Below are 17488 nucleotides of genomic sequence, written 5' to 3'. Positions count from 1 at the left end.
GTTTCTTTTCCCTTGAGATGCCGCCGAGCGGCCTGGATATGGTTCGAAACGACAGGCCTCTATAGCGTCAAGACCTCGCGAGTGCGACCTTTCTTTGCCGCCGAAAATGCCCTGAGGCACAACAATTTTCGGCTTTGACATCATTTACTTGGGCTCGCCGGGGCAATAGGCCGGCAAACACCCCGGCGCGCCCGCCGCGGCCGGAATCCAGCGATGCATCGAAGCGCCTACATATTCCTGCTGCTCACCACCCTGCTGTGGGGAGGCAATTCGGTGGCCGGCAAGCTGGCGGTCGACCATGTCTCGCCGATGACATTGGTCTTCCTGCGCTGGGTGCTGGCAGTCGCGATCCTGCTGCCGATCGGCTGGCGCACGATCCAGCAGGATTGGCCGGTGGTGCGCCGGCACTGGTTCGTGCTGGCGGCACTTGGGGCCAGCGGCTTCACCCTGTTCAACACCATCTTCTATACGGCGCTCAACTACACGACGGCCATCAACGTCTCGATCGAGCAGGCGGCGATGCCGGTCCTGATCATCGTCGCCAACTTCATCTTCTTCCGCCTGCGTGTGAGTTGGGCGCAGATTGCCGGCGTCGTGCTGACCATCGCCGGCGTGATCCTGACCGCCTGCCATGGCGACCCGCGCCGGCTGCTGACGCTGGAGCTCAATTTCGGCGACGCCATCATGCTGGTCGCGGTCGTCCTCTACAGCGGCTATACGGTCGGCTTGCGGCTGAAACCGGTGATGCGCTGGCAGAGCCTGATGCTGTCCCTGGCAGTCGCCGCGCTCATCACCTCGCTGCCCTTCTTCCTGTGGGAGGTCGCCGCCGGCAAGGCCGTCGCGCCCGACGCGCGCGGCTGGACCGTGATCGTCTATACCGCGATCGGCGCTTCGGTCATTTCGCAGGTAACCTACATCAGGGGCAACGAGTTGATAGGCGCCAACCGCGCCGGCCTGTTCATCAACCTGGTGCCGATCTTCGGCACGCTGCTTTCGGTGCTGATCGTCGGCGAGACGTTCCAGCTCTACCAGGCATTGGCACTGGTCCTCGTGCTGGGCGGCATCGCGCTTGCCGAATACAGCGGGCGCAAGATGGCGATGATCCCGCCGTCAAGGCGCGCCGAACAGCAAGAAGGCGCGACATGGGCCGCGCCTTCCGATCGCTAGAGCAATTCCAGGAAAAGCGTATAACGGTTTTCCCAGGACAAGCGCGTAGCGCTTGCCCTTGGGAATTGCGTAAAAACAAATAGTTAGAGCGGTTTTGCGATTCCGTCAAACGCTGAACCGCTCTAGGAAAGGCCGGAGTCAGATCCCGCCCACGTCGAACTGCAGCCGCTTGGCCGAGTCGATCGACTTGTGCGCCCGCACCTGCTCCAGCACCTTTTCCGGGAACGGCGCATCGAGATAGAGCAGCGCGATGGCGTCGCCGCCCGGCCGGTTACGGCCAAGCTGGAAGTTGGCGATATTGACGCCATTCTCGCCACACACCGTGCCGAGCAGGCCGATGATGCCTGGCGCGTCGGCATTGGTCGTGTAGAGCATGTGCTGGCCAACCTCGGCGTCGAGGTTGATGCCCTTGATCTGGATGAAGCGCGGCTTGCCGTCGGAGAAGCAGGTGCCGGCGATCGAGCGCGTCATGTGCTCGGTCTTGACGGTGAGCTTGATGTAGCCGTCGAATACGCCCGACTTGTCCCGCTTGACCTCGGCGACGATGATGCCGCGCTCCTTCACCATGATCGGCGCCGAAACCATGTTGACGTCGGCGACCTGCGGCCGGATCAGCCCGGCAAGGGCGGCACTGATCAGCGCGCGCGTGTTCATCGTCGCGGTCGAGCCGTCGAACAGGATCTCGACCTCCTTGATCGGATCCTCGGTGACCTGGCCGACAAAGGCGCCGAGCACTTCGGCGAGCTTGACGAACGGCTTCAGCCGCGGCGCTTCTTCCGCCGTGATTGACGGCATGTTGATGGCATTTGAGACGGCGCCCTTGATCAGGTAGTCCGACATCTGTTCGGCGACCTGCAGCGCGACGTTCTCCTGCGCTTCCGCCGTGGAGGCGCCGAGATGCGGCGTGGCCACCACGTTTTCCATGCCGAACAGGGGGTTCTGCTCGGCCGGTTCGACCTCGAACACGTCGACGCCGGCGCCCGCCACCTTGCCGCTCTTCAGCGCCGCGATCAGATCGGCCTCGACGACCAGTCCGCCGCGGGCGCAATTGATGATGCGCACGCCGTTCTTCATCTTGGCGATTGCCCCGGCATCGATGATGTTGCGCGTCTTGTCGGTCAGCGGCGTGTGCAACGTGATGAAGTCCGCGCGGGCGAAGAGTTCGTCGAGTTCCACCTTGTCAACGCCGAGCTCCTCGGCACGCTTGTCCGAGAGGAACGGGTCGAAGGCAACGACATGCATCTTCAGGCCGACGCCGCGCGTCGCGACGATCGAACCGATGTTGCCGCAGCCGATGACGCCCAGCGTCTTGCCGGTGATCTCGACGCCCATGAAGCGGTTCTTCTCCCACTTGCCGGCATGGGTCGAGGCGTTGGCTTCCGGGATCTGGCGGGCGAGCGCGAAGATCATCGCCACGGCGTGCTCGGCCGTCGTGATCGAATTGCCGAAGGGCGTGTTCATCACGATGATACCCTTGCGGCTCGCCGCCGGGATATCGACATTGTCGACGCCGATGCCGGCGCGTCCGATGACCTTGAGCCTGGTGGCGGCGTTGATCAGCTTTTCGGTGACCTTGGTCGCCGAGCGGATGGCGAGGCCATCATACTGGCCGATCACCTCGAGCAGCTTTTCCTTGTCCTTGCCGAGATCGGGCAGATAGTCGACCTCGACGCCGCGATCCTTGAAGATCTGCACGGCGGTGGGAGAGAGTTTGTCAGAGACGAGAACACGGGGCGCCATCGCGACCTCCTTGAAAAATGGGATTGATCCGGGAATGGGCGGCCCGCGGGCCGCCACGGAAAATCTCAGGCAGCCGCTTTCAGCGACGCCTTCTGTGCCGCGAAGGCCCAGTCGAGCCAGGGCAGCAGCGCCTCGAGATCGGAGGTCTCGACGGTAGCGCCACACCAGATGCGAAGGCCAGGAGGCGCGTCGCGGTAGGAGCCGATGTCATAGGCGACCCCTTCCTTGTCGAGCGCCGAGACAAGACCCTTGGCGAAAGCCGCCTGTCCGTCGGCGTCGAGCGCCGCGATATCCGGATCGGTGAAGGACAGGCAGACCGAAGTATTCGACCGCGTCGCCGGCAGGGCGGCAAGATGGCCCAGCCAGGAGGATTTACCGACAAAGCCATCGAGCACGGCAGCATTGGCATCCGCCCTGGTGACCAGCGCATCGAGGCCGCCGATCGACTTCGCCCAGAGCAGTGCGTCGAGATAATCCTCGACACACAGCATCGACGGCGTGTTGATGGTCTCGCCCTTGAAGATGCCTTCGATCAGCTTGCCGCCCGAGGTCAGGCGGAAGATTTTCGGCAGCGGCCATGAGGGCTTGTAGCTCTCCAGCCGCGCAATGGCACGTGGCGACAGGATCAGCATGCCATGCGCACCCTCGCCGCCCAGCACCTTCTGCCAGGAGAAGGTGACGACATCGAGTTTTTCGAAATCGAGCCTCTGCGCGAAGGCGGCCGAGGTCGCGTCGCAAATGGTCAGGCCCTTGCGGTCGGCGGGAATGAAATCGCCGTTCGGCACGCGCACGCCCGACGTGGTGCCGTTCCAGGTGAAGACCACGTCGCGGTCAAAGTCGATCTTGGCGAGATCCGGCAATTCGCCATAGCCGGCCTCGAGCTTGCGCACGTCGGGCAGCTTCAACTGCTTGACCACGTCGGTGACCCAGCCGGAACCAAAGCTTTCCCAGGCGACCATGTCGACGCCGCGTTCGCCGAGCAGCGACCACAGTGCCATCTCGACCGCACCGGTGTCCGACGCCGGCACGATGCCGATGCGGTAGTCCGCCGGGACTTGGAGGATTTCGCGCGTCAGCTCGATCGCCTGTTCGAGCTTGGCCTTGCCGATCTTGGCGCGATGGGAACGGCCGAGCGCGGCATTTTTGAGCGCCTCGACCGACCAGCCGGGACGTTTTGCGCAGGGACCTGAGGAGAAATTGGGGTTTGCCGGACGGAGTCCGGGCTTCGTATGCGTCGTCATCGTGGTCTATCCTTCCAGATAGTGGCCCCTCGTTGGGGAGGGGTGGCCCACTTGCCGCATTACCGGAACGCCGGGAAAAGCGCAAGTCCCACCGCTACTTGCCATGTTCGTTCGTGCGCGATCTTGCAGAACGATGCGGGAACGCGCCGCCAGAAGTGGCACAAATCTGACACAAGCGGTTCGAGGTTTGTTCGCGTCGCATGGCGTGGGGGCGTGCGCTGAAAATGGCCGGGCCTCGCTACTCAATTATTCCCGCCGACGCCTTGGCAGACGATCGAATCACCGATCTGCACCTGCGGATATTGGCTATTTTGGGCAGTCATTCGGACGGCAATGGTTGGCTTCAGATCAACCAAAAGACGCTTGCTGCGAGGGCAAAAAAGACTCGGGAAACCATCAACCGGGCGATTCGCGATCTGGTCGAGTTCGGCTACGTGCGGAAGTTCGATCGCATTGGTGACGATAATCGGCGCCTCATCAGCAAGTACCAGGTCGTTATGGATCGCGACCCCGTTGACGAGGTGGTTGACGTCGACCCTGTGACGCCCACGTCACAGGGGGTATGTGATCCCCGCGTCACAGGGTATGTGACGTCTGGAGATCACAGGGTATGTGATCCTCAGACATCACAACAAGATAACGACCTCTATTTAGAACGACCTCTATGCTCTAAAGAGCAAGAGGCGCGCGAAAGCGGCTTCGACACCTGGTGGCGCGAATATCCCCACAAGGTTGCCAAGGGCGATGCGAAGAAGGCTTTCGCTAGAGCAGCGAAGAAAGTCTCGCTTGCGATCCTCCTGGATGGCGTCAAAGCCTACATTGCCGCAAAGCCAGTCGATCGCCCGTGGTGCAACCCTGCGACGTGGTTGAACGGCGAGCGCTGGCTCGACCAGCCTTCCACCGCGATCGCACATGGCGAACTCCACGGCCGGGTCAGCAAATTTGCCGACCCACCGAACCTCTTCGACATTTGCAACACCGAGATGATCCGAGGCGACAAACCTGCAGGAGGTCAGCATGCGATCGAATACCGAAACCATTGAGCGTGCCGCGACCAGGCAGGATGTCGCTGGCGCGCTGGTGACACTGAGCTGCTTGCCTAAGCGGCAAAGCGTCGACGCTGTCGTTGAGTTTGAGGCCTACTGCGTGGCGCTTGAAGGCATCGCCAGTGCTACGCTCGCAGGCGCTGTAAAGGCAATCCTGCGGAACGCGCTCGGACATGCGTTCTTTCCCTCACCGCCTGAATTGCGTGGGCAGTGCGATCGTATTCGCTCGGCACAACTGGATGAGATGGCCAACAAGCAGCGCAAGCGCCGCATGGCGGAGGAGCAGGCGCAGTTCGCACCTGTAGTGCACACGAAAGAGCAGATGGCTCGGGTGGCGAGGGCACACAAGGCCTTCTTGGACAGCCTCAGGCCGATGAACGAAGCCGACGAAATCGAGGCAATCCGGGCGAAGTACGATCCGAAGGACCTGGAGAGGATCCCCGACCGACCGACCGGCGCCGGGATGGGTCCTCCCGGGGGCGAGGTCGCCCACGAGTAATTCGGACCCCGGCACTTTTACGTTGCTGGGTCCGAAATTGGCGTTCGAATTATGTTGTTGTTGTTGTTGTACAAATCCGAAATTTGAGGACAGCGGAAAATGAACCAATCTCCCATGACAGTCGACGCTGCTGGCACCGTCACTATGCGCCACGGCTCGTCCTACGCCGTCGGCGAGGGCACCGCCTGGACGGCCGATCATGTCGGCGGGCTATTCACCTGCGCCGGCCTGTCCTGCACCGTCCTGGCCGTCCAGGGGCCGACCAGGCTGGCATTGAGCCGGCCGTGGGCGGGCGATGGCATCGAGGGCGCGCAATATGCCATCGAATACCGTTCCGACAGCCCGCCCCACGTCGTGGCGATCAAGGACACGATGGCCGCACTCGCTGCCCACATCAAGGTGACGCCATGACCCAGATTTACAATACCGGCACCGTCACGGTGACGAACGGCAGCGCCACGGTGACAGGATCGGGCACGGCATGGGCGGTTGCGCTGGTCACGGGCGGGATCTTGTCGTGCGCCGGGATGGCGATTCCGATATTGTCGGTCGCTTCCGATACGTCGCTGACGCTGGCCTATCCCTGGCCTGGCACCACAGGATCCGGCAAGGCCTACGCCATCGTGCGCGAGACCTCTGACGCGGCCAATGTGGTCGATCTCCAGACGACGGTGTCGCGCCTGCTCGTTACCCTGTCTCTCGCCGGCATCACGCCCAATGAATCGGGCACGATCGCCGAACGCGATGCGATTGTCCTTGGCACCGGTGACAAGGGATTTCTATTCCTCCATGCCGAGCCTCAAGTCGCCTTCGCGTTCTATCGCTGGACGGGCACGTCTTGGCAGGGACCGTTCCCGGTCGCGGATGCGGCGGTCGGCGGCCCGGTCAGCAGCCTCACCGCCGGGAACGGCATCGCCGTCGACAGCACCAATCCGGCCGTGCCGGTCATCAATGCAACGCGGCCCGGTACTGCCAAGACAACGCCGGTTGATGCCGATGAGGTGTCTCTGTTCGACAGCGCTGCGTCATATGTGCTCAAGCGTCTGACCTGGGCGAATGTGAAGGCTGCGCTTAAGACCTACTTCGATACGCTCTATACCAGCACCGCACTGGTCCGCCGCGAAGTCCTGACCGCCAACCGTACCTATTACGTTCGCGTCGATGGCTCGGACAGCAATACCGGCCTGGTCAACTCTGCCGGCGGGGCATTTCTGACGATCCAGAAGGCGATTGATGTCGTCGGCGCATTAGATATTTCAATCTACACGGTCACAATTCAGGTGGGCGACGGCACCTACACGGGTGGCGTTGCGCTCAACGGACCTTGGGTCGGCCTCGGGACCGTCATTCTTCAGGGCAACGCATCCACCCCGACGAATGTTGTGATTTCGACCGCATCAGGCGTGGTGCCTGTCAGCCTGACCAACAAAGCCACGCTGACGCTGCGCAACATGAAATTGCAGAACGCTGGCGGATCGGCGTCTAATATTCGTGTCACCACCGGTGCCATCATAACGCCGACCACCGGCCTTCATTTTGGCGCGACCGGTTACGCCTGCATCGACGCAAGAGCAGGCGGTCTGGTCAACGCGAGTTTCCTGTCTGCCAACTGGACGATTACCACCAGTGTCCCGCGCTTCCTTTCCATAACGGAAGGATCGCTCTGCTCTGCCCGCTTCGTCACAATCAATGTGTCAGGCTCATATGCGTGGGCAAGCCAGTTTGCCGAGGTAGCTTCTGCGGGGCTGCTGAATATCGACGGAGTTACGTGGAATATTACGGGCACTCCAACCGGCAAAAGATACGCTGTTTCTCAAAATGGGCTTTGCATCACTGGCGGCGGCGCAAGTTATTTTCCGGGTGATGTCGCAGGTACCACCTCAACACAAGGGCAGTATCTCTGATGGACAATATATTGCCACCTTATGATCCAGCAAACTGGTTCTGGAGAATCGGCGACGACGACGCGCGCTATTGGTCGAGCGCGGCAAGCGCGTATGTCGACGCGTTGCCGGATGGCGCCGGCGCGTCTGGCATCCGGAGTGAAGACGAACTGACGGACGTCCTGGCTGACTACGGACTGCCCGGACCTCTTCCACGCGCTCCGGCGTCGGTCTCGGCTCGCCAGTTCAAGCTGCAGCTCCTGGCCTCGGGCCTGCTTGCCCAGGTCGAAGCCTTCATCGCCTCGCAAGGTCAGGCGGTGCAGATCGCCTATGACAACAGCGGCTATTTCGTCCGCTCGGAGCCGATGATGCAGTCTGGTTTCGAGGCGCTGGGTTTCACGACCGAGCAGATCGACGCGTTTTTCACGGCCGCTGCGCAACTTTAGAGCGCCTGACTGTTGTCTAGGGGACGATCGGCGGCCTCGGCTCGTTCTCGCCAAAGACGATGGTTGCCAGAGGTCGTTGCGCAGGCAGGCCCGAGGCAGGCAAGCGCCAAAAGGTCGTCAGGTTTGCCGTCGGCCGCCGAAATGCGGTCTGCTTCGGCTCAACGTAGAAGGCGAATTGTGTCAGGTGATCGTGATTGAAGATGGTGCAGTAAATAATCTGGCCGGTGATCAGCAGCAGATCGTCGGACTCGATTCCCGCGCCCCTGATGAACCGCGACACTTCGGGATCGCTATGGAGCAACCCCACGGTCAGGGCGTCGTTAGATCCGAGAGCCGACCAGGTTTGGAACTGGTCGTTTCGGAAGCTGATCGATGAAGCGACCTTCGTCCGCTTCACAATACGAGCTTCAGCATTGAGAGAGAAATGTGTAGCGGGCGTCAGGCCGCTGTTTTTGCAGGTCACGATCACACTGCCGGATCCTGCGAAGACGGCCGCGCTGGCATGCACGTAGGCTTGTGTCTGATTTTCGCCGATTTCACGGGCGTCGCGTATTTGCTTTTGCGTATACATCAGTGAGGCAAAAGCACCGCATAGAGCGGCAAAAGCGACGAACACGCTCGCTATCGTCGCCCAGAACATCGGTTCGGCCCACGCCGCCATTGTCTGTTGTGCTTGGAGGTCCAGCAGGTCTTTTTCGGCCGGCATGCTATCCGCAATGCGCTTCAACACCTCGAGAAACCGATCCATCGGATACTGCCTTTGGCCCCCTTCTATTTCAGTTTTGCGATGGCCGACTTGGCGGAGGCAGCGGTTTGAAAAAACCTTTGCGTTCCAGTTCTAACCTGTCGAGCACAGAAGCCTTATAGGCTTGCTCCCTTAGAGCCTCTGCATGCGCGGGGTTCAATTGCTCAGCTATCTGGATCCGTTGTAAGGATGTGTAGTCTCGATATGGGCCCGGCATGCGGCTCAAAATGATTAACATCAATCCGATGATTCCACAAAACACGACATAAACGATCGCTGCCTGACTATAGATTCCTAAGGACGATTTCTCCCACAGAGAGAGAAGCATTTTTATATTGATAAACATAACTACGACCGCACAAAAGACGTAGGCGATAGCTGTGCCGATGGCACTTAATATGCTGAATAGAGAGTGAACTTCTGTGAAAACTATATGTGGCGAATTTATAGGAAAATATTTCCCGAACTGATAATCAGTTAAAAGAGCAGATTTCAGTACATTCTCCATCCCTTTAGGAAATATCTTCGATATTAAATATGAAATAGTTCCATCAATTACAGTAATATTGCCATGCATTGAAACAGAATAAAGGCCGATGGTAGAGGATGTCGCCAAAAGAAACTCTGCAACTCCGGGGGAATTTTTGATTGATATCCCAAAAATGCTTATATCGGATACTACACCAAAATAGTTGGCGGCAACAAAAAGGAATAAGCTTGTATTTATAATTAATATCTTGTTGTATCTCTCTTTAATATAATCACGGCGGGATAAGAGAAGATCTAGAAATGCTCGATCTAGCTTCTCACGATCGTCATCCTCAATTCCATCTATATCAATTCCGATAATCTTAGAAGGCGTCAGCCATCGTCTTGGGAAAAGCGTGTTTTTTCGGCTTCGCTCTCGAAGATAAAAACCCAATCGGACAAACGGAAGCTGAACCCAGAATTTTAGCCTGGATACTGCATTTTTCAAGGCTTCAATACCGCCTGGGAGCTTTGCCAAATTTCGCGGTTCCGATTCTGTTGCTTGTATTTTTCTCCCAATAGCCGACGCAGCGCAAGGTTCTCACCCAGGCGCGCAAGCTTCGCTGGTTTTCGAGGGAGCTGGGTTTCACAACCGAACAGGATCGACGGATTTTCCTCGGCCGCAGCGCAACTTTAAGTGAGGAACGCGCGCGTCGCCAGGCGCGTTCTTTGGTCATGTCGAAACGACCTGACATTGCCGAATTTGGCACCTTCCTCGATCTGATTGCGCGGATGATGGCGCGCAATCCGCGCGATCGGCGGCTCATGCTGCCCTTGTGGCGCGCGCTGCAGCGCGAATTGAAGGTCGAGAGGGATGCCGAAGCGATCTACACAGCCGCTCGCCTGCACCTGAAGCGCAGGGCTCAAACAATGCCGATAGATCCATCGAAGCCAAATCCAAAGCGCGCGCAAGCTTCGCCCCCGAAAGGGCGTGCTTGAATTTTTAACCAAATCAGCGCAGCGTGTCCGTGGGTGTGAGAACCCGGACCGTGATAGGCCGCGACCCTTGGCGGGGTCTGCCGATCGATTGGCGTCGATCCGCAGCGGCTGAGAAAGCTTCCTTTGGGAAGCAAATGGACGCGCTTGGCGGCGCGGCTCCAACCGGCTCTTTATGGCCGGGGTCGAGCGTGCTGTCCAGAGGGAAACCTTAAAAGCGTCTCGAGCTGTCTCACGGCAGTTTCTCACCCCCCGGCTTTCGGTCCGCCACCGATGATGGATCAACATTCCAAGACGGAAGAATGATCCGCCGGCTGTGAGAAGCCGGTTCGAACCGTGAGGCTCTAACTCCAATGACCATCATTAAAACCGTTCCGGCCGGGACCGCTTTGTCGCGTCGCTCGATGCTCGCTGGCCTAGCACTGGCGCCCGCCGCTGCCGCGCTGCCGGCCTCGGCGACCGAATCGCCCAAACAGACCTTGCAGGAACAGCTCGCGCATCACCTGTCCGAGATCGAAGCGTTGATGAACGCCCACGTCGCCGAGGGCGACCATTGGGCGCTTTGGCTGACCAGCAGCACCCGCCACTCCAACAAACTGTGCCAAGCCATCAGCCATGCGCCGGGCAAAGACGCAACGATCATCTTCGACGCCAGCGAGGCTCGGTCATGACCTCGCTGCGCGCCATCAACGGCCTTTTCGATGACGTCGACCATCAGTGCTATGAGACGCATATGATGTCCCGCGCCCTGCTGGACGTGTTCGAGCGCGCCATGCCGAATTCGCCCAGCTCCATTGTCGCCGCACCTGGCTACGTCGCCGTGACCTTGGAGGATAGGGAACTGCTCTCCTTCCTCGTTTCATCGTTGGTGATGTGCGCGCGAAACATGAAGGTCGATTTCAAAGAGCTGGAATCCGTCGCCCGCCCAGGATCTTCGCCTAGCTGAAAGGGCTCGTCACACGGCAAACGGATGCTGTAACCGACTGACGATGGTGGCTAATTTCGCCACCATCCAGACTGGTGGGGAGTTTTCACCACCGGGACCCGGCACCCCCTGCCGGTATATCGGCAGGGGTCAGCCCGAACTTTTCCACAGTTGCCTATTGACCCCATAAGGCCAATAGTGTCCATCTGTTGCCAGATGACCCCGCGATTAGGAGATGGACTGTGAAGCGAGGATTGTTTTCCAAGGTGGTCGGCGTAAGCGAGGAGAACCTGAAGACCCTTCGCCGGCGCAACCAATTGCCGTTTCCTCTCTTTGACGATGACGGCCACGACGAAGGCTTCGTCGCCGCTGGGCGGGAGCCACAGGCGGTTTTCTCGGTACTCGACGCGCTAAAGCTTCGCCTTGCGTTGGACATGACGATCGAGGGCGGCGTTTCGCCTGATGTCGCTGCTAAGGCAGTGTCCAATGCCATCGGGTACCTTGCCGGCAAGGATCCGTTCGCACTTGCCGACGATCCTCGCAGCGACGACATTTTCATCGGCATCGAGCGCTACCGCGCACGCGACGGGAAGTCGAAGGACTATGCCGACTATTTCGGCGCCAATCACTACGCTGGCAACTTGCGCGACATCGCCTTGGAAAGCGAGAAGCGAGCCGGCGAGGATTACCTGCGCTCGCTGGAGAACGGCGAATCGGTGAGCCGCATGCGGCTTGTCCTGGTCAATCTCTCGGCCGCTGCGCGCGACATCGCTGCACGCGCCGAAAAGTTCGGGGTCACCAATGCGTAGCCCGTTCGAGACGATGGCCACCGCCGAATTCGCCGCCGCTGCCAAAGAGGTTTCCGACGAGATGCGCGCCGGTGCCGAAATCGATACGGCGGAGGTCGCCGATCGCCTTGACCTGCCGGTCGACTTCCTGATCGCCTGCGCGGCGACCTGGCTGGCTGCGCAGCGCGCCGAGACGGTTCTGGTGGTCCCTGTTGTCCCTGCAGAAGGGTCGATCCATTGAACAAGCCGCTGAAATTCCCCAGCCTTTACCTGAGTGGCTACGTCGGCGACGAGATCACCGATGCGGCCACGCGCCAATTCCTCGACGCGCAGCCGGCCGGCCAAGCCGTGAATGTCTACATCAATTCCCCTGGCGGCGTCGCGTTCGAAGGCATCGCGATCTACAACACGTTGGCGCAGCATTCCGGGCCTGTGACGGTTGTCGTCAATGGCGTAGCCGCGTCGGCGGCATCGCTGATTGCGATGGCCGGAAACAAGATCGTCATGCTGGCCGGCGCCATGATGATGATTCACGATCCGTCCGGCCTGACTTTCGGCCCGTCGTCCTTGCACTACCGTGCGGCCGAAATGCTCGACCAGCTGGGCGACCAGGTGGCGGGCATCTATGCGGCCCGCACTGGCCTCCCGAAGTCGCAGATCCTGTCCATGATGAGCGACGAAAGCTGGATGACCGGCGACGATGCGGTCGAACTCGGCTTTGCCGACCATGCCAGCACGGAAACTTCCGAAAAGCCGAAAATGAGCGCTTCCGATGCGGCGCTTTTCACCAAGACGCCCGCTGCGCTCATGCAGCGCGCACAAACCGAGGAGCCTGAAATGAACATCGCACTTCCTGCCGCCCGCGACACGTACAAGGCCATCATGGCCGTGTGCCGCGCCGCCAACCTTTCGGCCGCCGATACGGATGAAATCTTCGACAAGGCCGATGGCGACGTGGCCAAGGCAAAGACACTTGTCGTAGACATGCTCGCCACCCGCAACACCGACACGGCCTCGTCGCAGATGAACGCTGGCCCGGTCGGCCCGACACAGGAACGCCAATCCGCCCTCGCGGCGACGATCGGCGCGGCGCTCTATGCCCGCATGAGCGGCAAGCCGGCCACCGGCGAGGCTAAGGATTGGGCCGGCGCATCCATCCTCGATATGGGCGCCGCCCTGCTCGAGGCGCGTGGTGAGAAGATCTTGTCCCGCAACAAGGATCGCCTGGCCAAGCAGATCACCATGTCGGGCGGCATGCACACCACGTCGGATTTCGTGAACCTTACCGGTAGCGCCGGCCAGAGGATCCTGCTTGAGGCCTACGAGGCGGCGGGGTCTCCTCTCAAGCAGCTCGCCCGCAACCGCAACGCCAACGATTTCCGCGCCATCGCCATGTTGCGACTTGGCGAGATGCCGGCTCTTCTGGAAGTGCCCGAAGGCGCCGAGGTCAAATACGGTTCGCGCGCGGAATCGGCAGAAGGTTACCGCCTTCGCACGTTCGCACGCATCTTCGCCCTGTCGCGCCAGGCGATCATCAACGATGATCTGGACGCGTTCGCCGACACGGCGCGGGCATGGGGACGTGCGGCTGCGGAATTGGAAGCAAGCGAATTGGTTGCGCTCATCCTGGCCAACAGCGGCGCAGGCCCGACCATGGAGGATGGCAATCCGCTCTACCATGCCAGTCACGGCAACAAGGCGGCCAGCGGCACGGCGATTGACATCGCAGGCCTGTCCGCCGGCCGCAAGGCACTGCGCGACATGAAGGGGCTCGACGGAAAGACCCCGATCAGCGTTACGGCCAAATATCTCGTCGTCGGGTCGGCGAAGGAAACCGAAGCCGAGCAGGTCCTGGCGACACTCACGCCCGCGACTGTCAGCGATACCAACCCCTTCTCGGGCAAGTTGACGTTGCTCGTCGAGCCGCGGTTGCCCGGCAACGCATGGCGGCTCTTTTCCGATCCCGCACAGGCTCCAGTCTTGGACATCGCTTACCTGAATGGCGAGGCGGGACCGCAGGTCGAGACGCGCGACGGTTGGGAGGTACTTGGCGCTCAATACCGCGCCGTGCTCGATTTCGGCTGCGGCGTGTCGGGCTGGCGCGGCACCTACCTGAACCCCGGCAACTAGTTCCGTTGGAAGCGGAGGGCGCGCGGCCCGCCCACCAACAGGCCGCTTTCCCCTTGCCGACATCACGGCAAGGGGACTCGTTTCCGATGTAAAGGTGAAGGATGCGCAGGGCTGAAGCGACACAATCGGGAAGCGGCCTCTTGCCGGTTTATACCACGCCGGAAGAGCTGGCCGGCCATCTCGGCGTTTCGGAGCGGTGGCTCAGGGAATTTGCCCGTTCGGTCGGCGCGTGCTCTCAATTCGGCAAGAAGATGATCCTCACCGAGGCCGATGTCAGTCAGATCATGGAGGCCACACGGCCATGTCCCTCAAGCTCTTCAAGCGCGGCGAAATCTGGCACTACCGGGGTACCGTCGCCGGTGGGCGGGTACGCGGCTCTACAGAAACTACGGACAAAGCAAGAGCGCAACGCATCGCCGCCGAAAGAGAAGCCCGCGAGTGGACGCGTCATCTCGATGGACCTGGCGCGGCGCTGACCTTTGCGGACGCTGCGATCGCCTATAGGCAGGCCGGCAAGCCGACCCGGTTCCTCGAGCTGGTCGAAGATCACTGGAAAGACACGCCCGTCAGGGACATCACAGAAAAGGCGCTGAAGCGCGCCGCGATCAAGCTTTATCCGACGGCCGGCGCCGCCACGCGCAACCGCCAGGTGATCGTGCCGACACAGGCTGTCATCAATCACTGCGCGGAAGAGGAATGGTGCCCGCGCCTGCGCGTGAAGCGGTTCAAGGTGGCAACGAAGATCAAGGAGCCTGCGACCCTGGCTTGGTGCCTCAGTTTCGCCGAGAACGCCTCGCCGCACCTTGGTGCGCTCTGCCTGTTTATGTTTGGCACCGGAGCGCGCATCGGCGAAGCTGTGAGCGTCACATGGGACGATGTCGACCTGAGTGCGCGTACAGCGAGGATCCGGCAGACGAAAGTCGGCGCTGAGCGCATGGCGCATCTTCCGCCGGCGCTGCTGGCCGCGCTGTCGAACATACCGTCGAATCGCAAACCTGATGACCTGGTGTTCAAGTACGTCAGCCGCGAGAGCGTGCGCCAGGTCTGGGACGCCGCAATTAAGCGAGCCGGCATCCGCAACCTGTCACCGCACTCATGCCGCCACGGCTTTGCGACGACCATGCTGCACAACAAGATCGACGTGAAGACGGTCGCGCAGCTCGGCGGCTGGAAGGACGTGGCAACGCTGGTGAAGACCTATGCACACGCAATGTCCGATCTGACCGTCACGGACGTGATTTTTGGCACAAATCTGACACAGCCCGAAACGCCAAAGGCTGTAAACGATTGATTATGAAGGATAATATCATGACCAACTCACGCCCTCGTTGGGGAGGGGTGGCCCACGGACGGCGATATGCGTTCAGGCTTCGGGCGTCAAGAGGAAAGTTTTTGTCGCTGCCGGGATACCGGCGATCCGCGATCAGCATTGTGTGATTTCAAACGCAAACGGCGGACCACAAGGATCCGCCGCCAAGGTCCTGGTTTGTCCCAAGCCTACCAGAGATCGTAGCGCAGCCCGACCTTGACCTGGTGATTGCTGATCCCCTTTTTGGTCGGAAAGGAGGTCAGGCTTTCGGCCGTCACATATTCGGCATTCGGGGCGGAGAAATACTGGTAGCCCAGATCGACGGAAACGTTCTTCGTCACCTGGTAGGCAAGGCCCGCATTCAGCGTGTAGGCGAGGGAGTATTGTGTCGCATTGTCCTGCAGGCTGAAACTGTTGGCGGGGACATTGTTGTCCGTGTAAGTCGCCGAAAGCTTCCGCGAACTGCGGACAAAGCCGACGCCGGCGCCAACATAGGGCGTGATTCCGACATAGGTGCCGAGATCGACGTAGCCGTTGAGTATCCCCGAGAAGGCATAATTCTTCAGCGATCCCGCCCCCTGGGTGGGCAATGTCGGCAGTGCCACGACCGCTGAATCGTCATAGCCGAAGCTGGCCTTGTTACCCGGCAAGTAGCCGAAGTTAACATCGGCGCGGAGGTAATCGTTAAAATGATATCCGAAGCCGACGCTCGCAAAATATGCGTCTTCGCTCTCGCTGAAGTTTTCGTTGTTGATCGCCGACGGGAAGGTGAAATCCCCATTTTTAAAGCTCTTCTGCACCAGGTACGAGACATCGCCGCGCAGATACCAGCCCGAGCCGACCTCGACCGGCACATAGTCGGGCGCCTGGTCGACATAGATCGGCGGATCATAGTCGGCGGCCAACGCTGGCGTCAGCGGCAAAAGCCCGAATCCGGCAAGCGCCAGCACGATACGCGATTTGAGTGTCATGGTCCCCGACTCCCGGATTTGGCGGCGCTTGCAATCACAGCGGCAGCCATCGTTTCAAGGAGCATTGTTAACCATAGTGGTTAAGTCACGGTTAAGGCTAACAGAGCGTTAGCGAATTCATTCTCGCTAATGCATGACACTCTGAATTATCTTCCCTGCCTGGGCACTTCATTGGCGACCGCTCAAACGAAAACCGCCCGGCAAGGCCGGGCGGTTCGTATATATTCGAGGCGGTGGATTTCTTACTTGGTGTAGATCGGCTCAGGTTCGGGCTGATAGGCCACCACCGGTGCCGCGCACCCATTGTTGCCGCCGAACTGATAGCGCAGGCCACCGCGCACTTCGTGGGTGTTGATACCGCGGTCGAAGCCCGGGCCTGAGCTGGTCACGTCCCACTCGAACATGCGGCCACCCTGGATATGGGAGAAGCGATAGCCGGCATCGAGGATGACCTTGTCGGTCAGGCAGTAGGACGCGCCGGCCATCAGGGCGTAGGCGAAGCGCCAGTTGGATGCTCCGGGATTGCGCTCGGTAGCGCCCGGGGTCGGGTCATAGACAGTATCCCACTTGACACGCGCACCGCCGATGCCGGCGCCGACATAGGGCGTGATGCCGTGCCAGGTGCCGATGTCGACATAGGCGTTGGCAAGCAGCAAAAGGGCACTCATTTTCGACGACTCAGCCGACGAGACCAAGACTGGCGAACCGCCAGCCGTGCCCGTTGTCTGACCGCTGAAATTCGACTTGAACCAGTAGTCGGCGGTCAAATCCGTGCGGAAGTGATCGTTGATCTTGTAGCCGACGCCAGCGCCGAGCGAGAAGCCGCCCTTGAGCTTGCCATAGTCGAAGCTCTTGCTGCCCGGCGTCACCGTACAATTACAGGGGTCGACGGTGTAGGTCATATAGTCGATGCCGGACAGATTCGACTTGTGATAGTCGATATCGCCACGGATATACCAGCCGCCGACATCGACCGGTTGCTCGTAGACAGGCGGCGGCGCTTCTTCGACCTGCGGCTCTGGCAGGTCGGCTGCGAACACTGGCCAGGCCAGGCCCGCGAACAGCAACGCGAACAGGGCCTTTCTTGCTGTATTGAACATGCTTGTCACCCCTAGGAACCCTCGGAACGCGGTC

At 60.3% G+C, this 17488-nt stretch carries 18 protein-coding genes; 12 read left to right on the top strand and 6 right to left on the bottom strand.

All coding sequences use genetic code 11. The features are described from left to right. Positions 1 to 213 precede the first annotated feature (213 nt). On the top strand, positions 214 to 1167 hold the full coding sequence (locus MesoLj_RS07290; RefSeq protein WP_202325577.1) for a DMT family transporter: 954 nt from the start codon (positions 214 to 216) through the stop codon (positions 1165 to 1167). 138 nt (positions 1168 to 1305) lie between these two features. Here the strand turns inward: MesoLj_RS07290 and serA are convergent, their stop codons facing one another. Beyond that, positions 1306 to 2907 carry a phosphoglycerate dehydrogenase gene (gene serA / locus MesoLj_RS07285; protein WP_202325576.1) on the bottom strand — a complete coding sequence of 534 codons (1602 nt, stop codon included), beginning with the start codon at positions 2905 to 2907 and terminating at the stop codon, positions 1306 to 1308. Between the two features lie 65 nt (positions 2908 to 2972). Then, positions 2973 to 4148 (bottom strand): phosphoserine transaminase, encoded by a 1176-nt coding sequence (locus tag MesoLj_RS07280; protein WP_202325575.1) that lies wholly within the window; start codon positions 4146 to 4148, stop codon positions 2973 to 2975. Between the two features lie 200 nt (positions 4149 to 4348). Here MesoLj_RS07280 and MesoLj_RS07275 point away from each other — a divergent pair, with 200 nt between their 5' ends. The 5 genes from MesoLj_RS07275 (at position 4349) to MesoLj_RS36230 (ending at position 8022) form a co-directional block, all read left to right on the top strand. After that, the gene (locus tag MesoLj_RS07275; RefSeq protein WP_202325574.1) at positions 4349 to 5191 is read left to right on the top strand and encodes a helix-turn-helix domain-containing protein; all 843 of its coding nucleotides are present in this window, start codon (positions 4349 to 4351) and stop codon (positions 5189 to 5191) included. After that, a complete protein-coding gene (locus tag MesoLj_RS07270) occupies positions 5166 to 5693 on the top strand; it encodes a hypothetical protein (protein WP_202325573.1) in 528 nt (175 codons plus the stop codon). The genes MesoLj_RS07275 and MesoLj_RS07270 overlap by 26 nt, the downstream gene beginning before the upstream one ends. A 99-nt stretch (positions 5694 to 5792) precedes the next feature. After that, entirely contained in the window at positions 5793 to 6104 is a 312-nt protein-coding gene (locus tag MesoLj_RS07265; RefSeq protein WP_202325572.1) for a hypothetical protein, read from the top strand. Next, positions 6101 to 7597: a hypothetical protein gene (locus MesoLj_RS07260; RefSeq protein WP_202325571.1), complete on the top strand. Its 1497-nt coding sequence runs from the start codon at positions 6101 to 6103 to the stop codon at positions 7595 to 7597. Before MesoLj_RS07265 ends, MesoLj_RS07260 begins: the two co-directional genes overlap by 4 nt. After that, on the top strand, positions 7597 to 8022 hold the full coding sequence (locus MesoLj_RS36230; RefSeq protein ID WP_244735311.1) for a hypothetical protein: 426 nt from the start codon (positions 7597 to 7599) through the stop codon (positions 8020 to 8022). Before MesoLj_RS07260 ends, MesoLj_RS36230 begins: the two co-directional genes overlap by 1 nt. A gap of 16 nt (positions 8023 to 8038) precedes the next feature. Here the strand turns inward: MesoLj_RS36230 and MesoLj_RS07250 are convergent, their stop codons facing one another. Together MesoLj_RS07250 and MesoLj_RS07245 are read right to left on the bottom strand one after the other, a co-directional pair. Further along, positions 8039 to 8770: a hypothetical protein gene (locus tag MesoLj_RS07250; protein WP_202325570.1), complete on the bottom strand. Its 732-nt coding sequence runs from the start codon at positions 8768 to 8770 to the stop codon at positions 8039 to 8041. A gap of 28 nt (positions 8771 to 8798) precedes the next feature. Further along, positions 8799 to 9773 (bottom strand): hypothetical protein, encoded by a 975-nt coding sequence (locus tag MesoLj_RS07245; protein ID WP_202325569.1) that lies wholly within the window; start codon positions 9771 to 9773, stop codon positions 8799 to 8801. A gap of 811 nt (positions 9774 to 10584) precedes the next feature. Between MesoLj_RS07245 and MesoLj_RS07240 the strand changes: the two genes are divergently transcribed. From MesoLj_RS07240 to MesoLj_RS07215, 6 genes are all read left to right on the top strand, one after another. Continuing rightward, a complete protein-coding gene (locus MesoLj_RS07240) occupies positions 10585 to 10902 on the top strand; it encodes a hypothetical protein (protein WP_202325568.1) in 318 nt (105 codons plus the stop codon). After that, positions 10899 to 11177, top strand: coding sequence for a hypothetical protein (locus MesoLj_RS07235; protein WP_202325567.1), 279 nt, complete (start codon positions 10899 to 10901; stop codon positions 11175 to 11177). Before MesoLj_RS07240 ends, MesoLj_RS07235 begins: the two co-directional genes overlap by 4 nt. Positions 11178 to 11398: 221 nt before the next feature. After that, entirely contained in the window at positions 11399 to 11965 is a 567-nt protein-coding gene (locus MesoLj_RS07230) for a hypothetical protein (protein WP_202325566.1), read from the top strand. A gap of 13 nt (positions 11966 to 11978) precedes the next feature. Further along, on the top strand, positions 11979 to 12185 hold the full coding sequence (locus tag MesoLj_RS07225; RefSeq protein WP_202325565.1) for a hypothetical protein: 207 nt from the start codon (positions 11979 to 11981) through the stop codon (positions 12183 to 12185). Then, positions 12182 to 14074 carry a head maturation protease, ClpP-related gene (locus tag MesoLj_RS07220; protein WP_202325564.1) on the top strand — a complete coding sequence of 631 codons (1893 nt, stop codon included), beginning with the start codon at positions 12182 to 12184 and terminating at the stop codon, positions 14072 to 14074. The genes MesoLj_RS07225 and MesoLj_RS07220 overlap by 4 nt, the downstream gene beginning before the upstream one ends. A gap of 301 nt (positions 14075 to 14375) precedes the next feature. Continuing rightward, positions 14376 to 15365, top strand: a complete 990-nt coding sequence (locus tag MesoLj_RS07215) for a tyrosine-type recombinase/integrase (protein WP_202325563.1) — start codon at positions 14376 to 14378, stop codon at positions 15363 to 15365. Positions 15366 to 15571: 206 nt separating this feature from the next. On the opposite strand, the gene MesoLj_RS07210 is transcribed toward MesoLj_RS07215, so the two are convergent. Both MesoLj_RS07210 and MesoLj_RS07205 read right to left on the bottom strand, forming a co-directional pair. Further along, complete coding sequence (locus MesoLj_RS07210; protein ID WP_202325562.1) at positions 15572 to 16354, bottom strand: outer membrane protein; 783 nt, start codon at positions 16352 to 16354, stop codon at positions 15572 to 15574. 242 nt (positions 16355 to 16596) lie between these two features. Continuing rightward, positions 16597 to 17454 carry an outer membrane protein gene (locus tag MesoLj_RS07205; protein ID WP_202325561.1) on the bottom strand — a complete coding sequence of 286 codons (858 nt, stop codon included), beginning with the start codon at positions 17452 to 17454 and terminating at the stop codon, positions 16597 to 16599. Between the last annotated feature and the right edge of the window lie 34 nt (positions 17455 to 17488).

Source organism: Mesorhizobium sp. 113-3-9 (genome assembly GCF_016756515.1).
Classification (GTDB): Bacteria; Pseudomonadota; Alphaproteobacteria; order Rhizobiales; family Rhizobiaceae; genus Mesorhizobium.
This window is presented reverse-complemented; position numbering and strand designations above follow the sequence as displayed.

What these genes read in the sequence shown, in the direction of transcription:
- MesoLj_RS07265 (WP_202325572.1), top strand. Translation starts at nt 5,793, where the DNA reads ATGAACCAATCTCCCATGACAGTCGACGCTGCTGGCACCGTCACTATG.
- MesoLj_RS36230 (WP_244735311.1), top strand. Translation starts at nt 7,597, where the DNA reads ATGGACAATATATTGCCACCTTATGATCCAGCAAACTGGTTCTGGAGA.
- MesoLj_RS07210 (WP_202325562.1), bottom strand. Translation starts at nt 16,354, where the DNA reads ATGACACTCAAATCGCGTATCGTGCTGGCGCTTGCCGGATTCGGGCTT.
- MesoLj_RS07260 (WP_202325571.1), top strand. Translation starts at nt 6,101, where the DNA reads ATGACCCAGATTTACAATACCGGCACCGTCACGGTGACGAACGGCAGC.
- MesoLj_RS07275 (WP_202325574.1), top strand. Translation starts at nt 4,349, where the DNA reads ATGGCGTGGGGGCGTGCGCTGAAAATGGCCGGGCCTCGCTACTCAATT.
- MesoLj_RS07235 (WP_202325567.1), top strand. Translation starts at nt 10,899, where the DNA reads ATGACCTCGCTGCGCGCCATCAACGGCCTTTTCGATGACGTCGACCAT.
- MesoLj_RS07250 (WP_202325570.1), bottom strand. Translation starts at nt 8,770, where the DNA reads ATGGATCGGTTTCTCGAGGTGTTGAAGCGCATTGCGGATAGCATGCCG.
- MesoLj_RS07280 (WP_202325575.1), bottom strand. Translation starts at nt 4,148, where the DNA reads ATGACGACGCATACGAAGCCCGGACTCCGTCCGGCAAACCCCAATTTC.
- MesoLj_RS07270 (WP_202325573.1), top strand. Translation starts at nt 5,166, where the DNA reads ATGCGATCGAATACCGAAACCATTGAGCGTGCCGCGACCAGGCAGGAT.
- MesoLj_RS07215 (WP_202325563.1), top strand. Translation starts at nt 14,376, where the DNA reads ATGTCCCTCAAGCTCTTCAAGCGCGGCGAAATCTGGCACTACCGGGGT.
- MesoLj_RS07225 (WP_202325565.1), top strand. Translation starts at nt 11,979, where the DNA reads ATGGCCACCGCCGAATTCGCCGCCGCTGCCAAAGAGGTTTCCGACGAG.
- MesoLj_RS07240 (WP_202325568.1), top strand. Translation starts at nt 10,585, where the DNA reads ATGACCATCATTAAAACCGTTCCGGCCGGGACCGCTTTGTCGCGTCGC.
- MesoLj_RS07205 (WP_202325561.1), bottom strand. Translation starts at nt 17,454, where the DNA reads ATGTTCAATACAGCAAGAAAGGCCCTGTTCGCGTTGCTGTTCGCGGGC.
- serA (WP_202325576.1), bottom strand. Translation starts at nt 2,907, where the DNA reads ATGGCGCCCCGTGTTCTCGTCTCTGACAAACTCTCTCCCACCGCCGTG.
- MesoLj_RS07290 (WP_202325577.1), top strand. Translation starts at nt 214, where the DNA reads ATGCATCGAAGCGCCTACATATTCCTGCTGCTCACCACCCTGCTGTGG.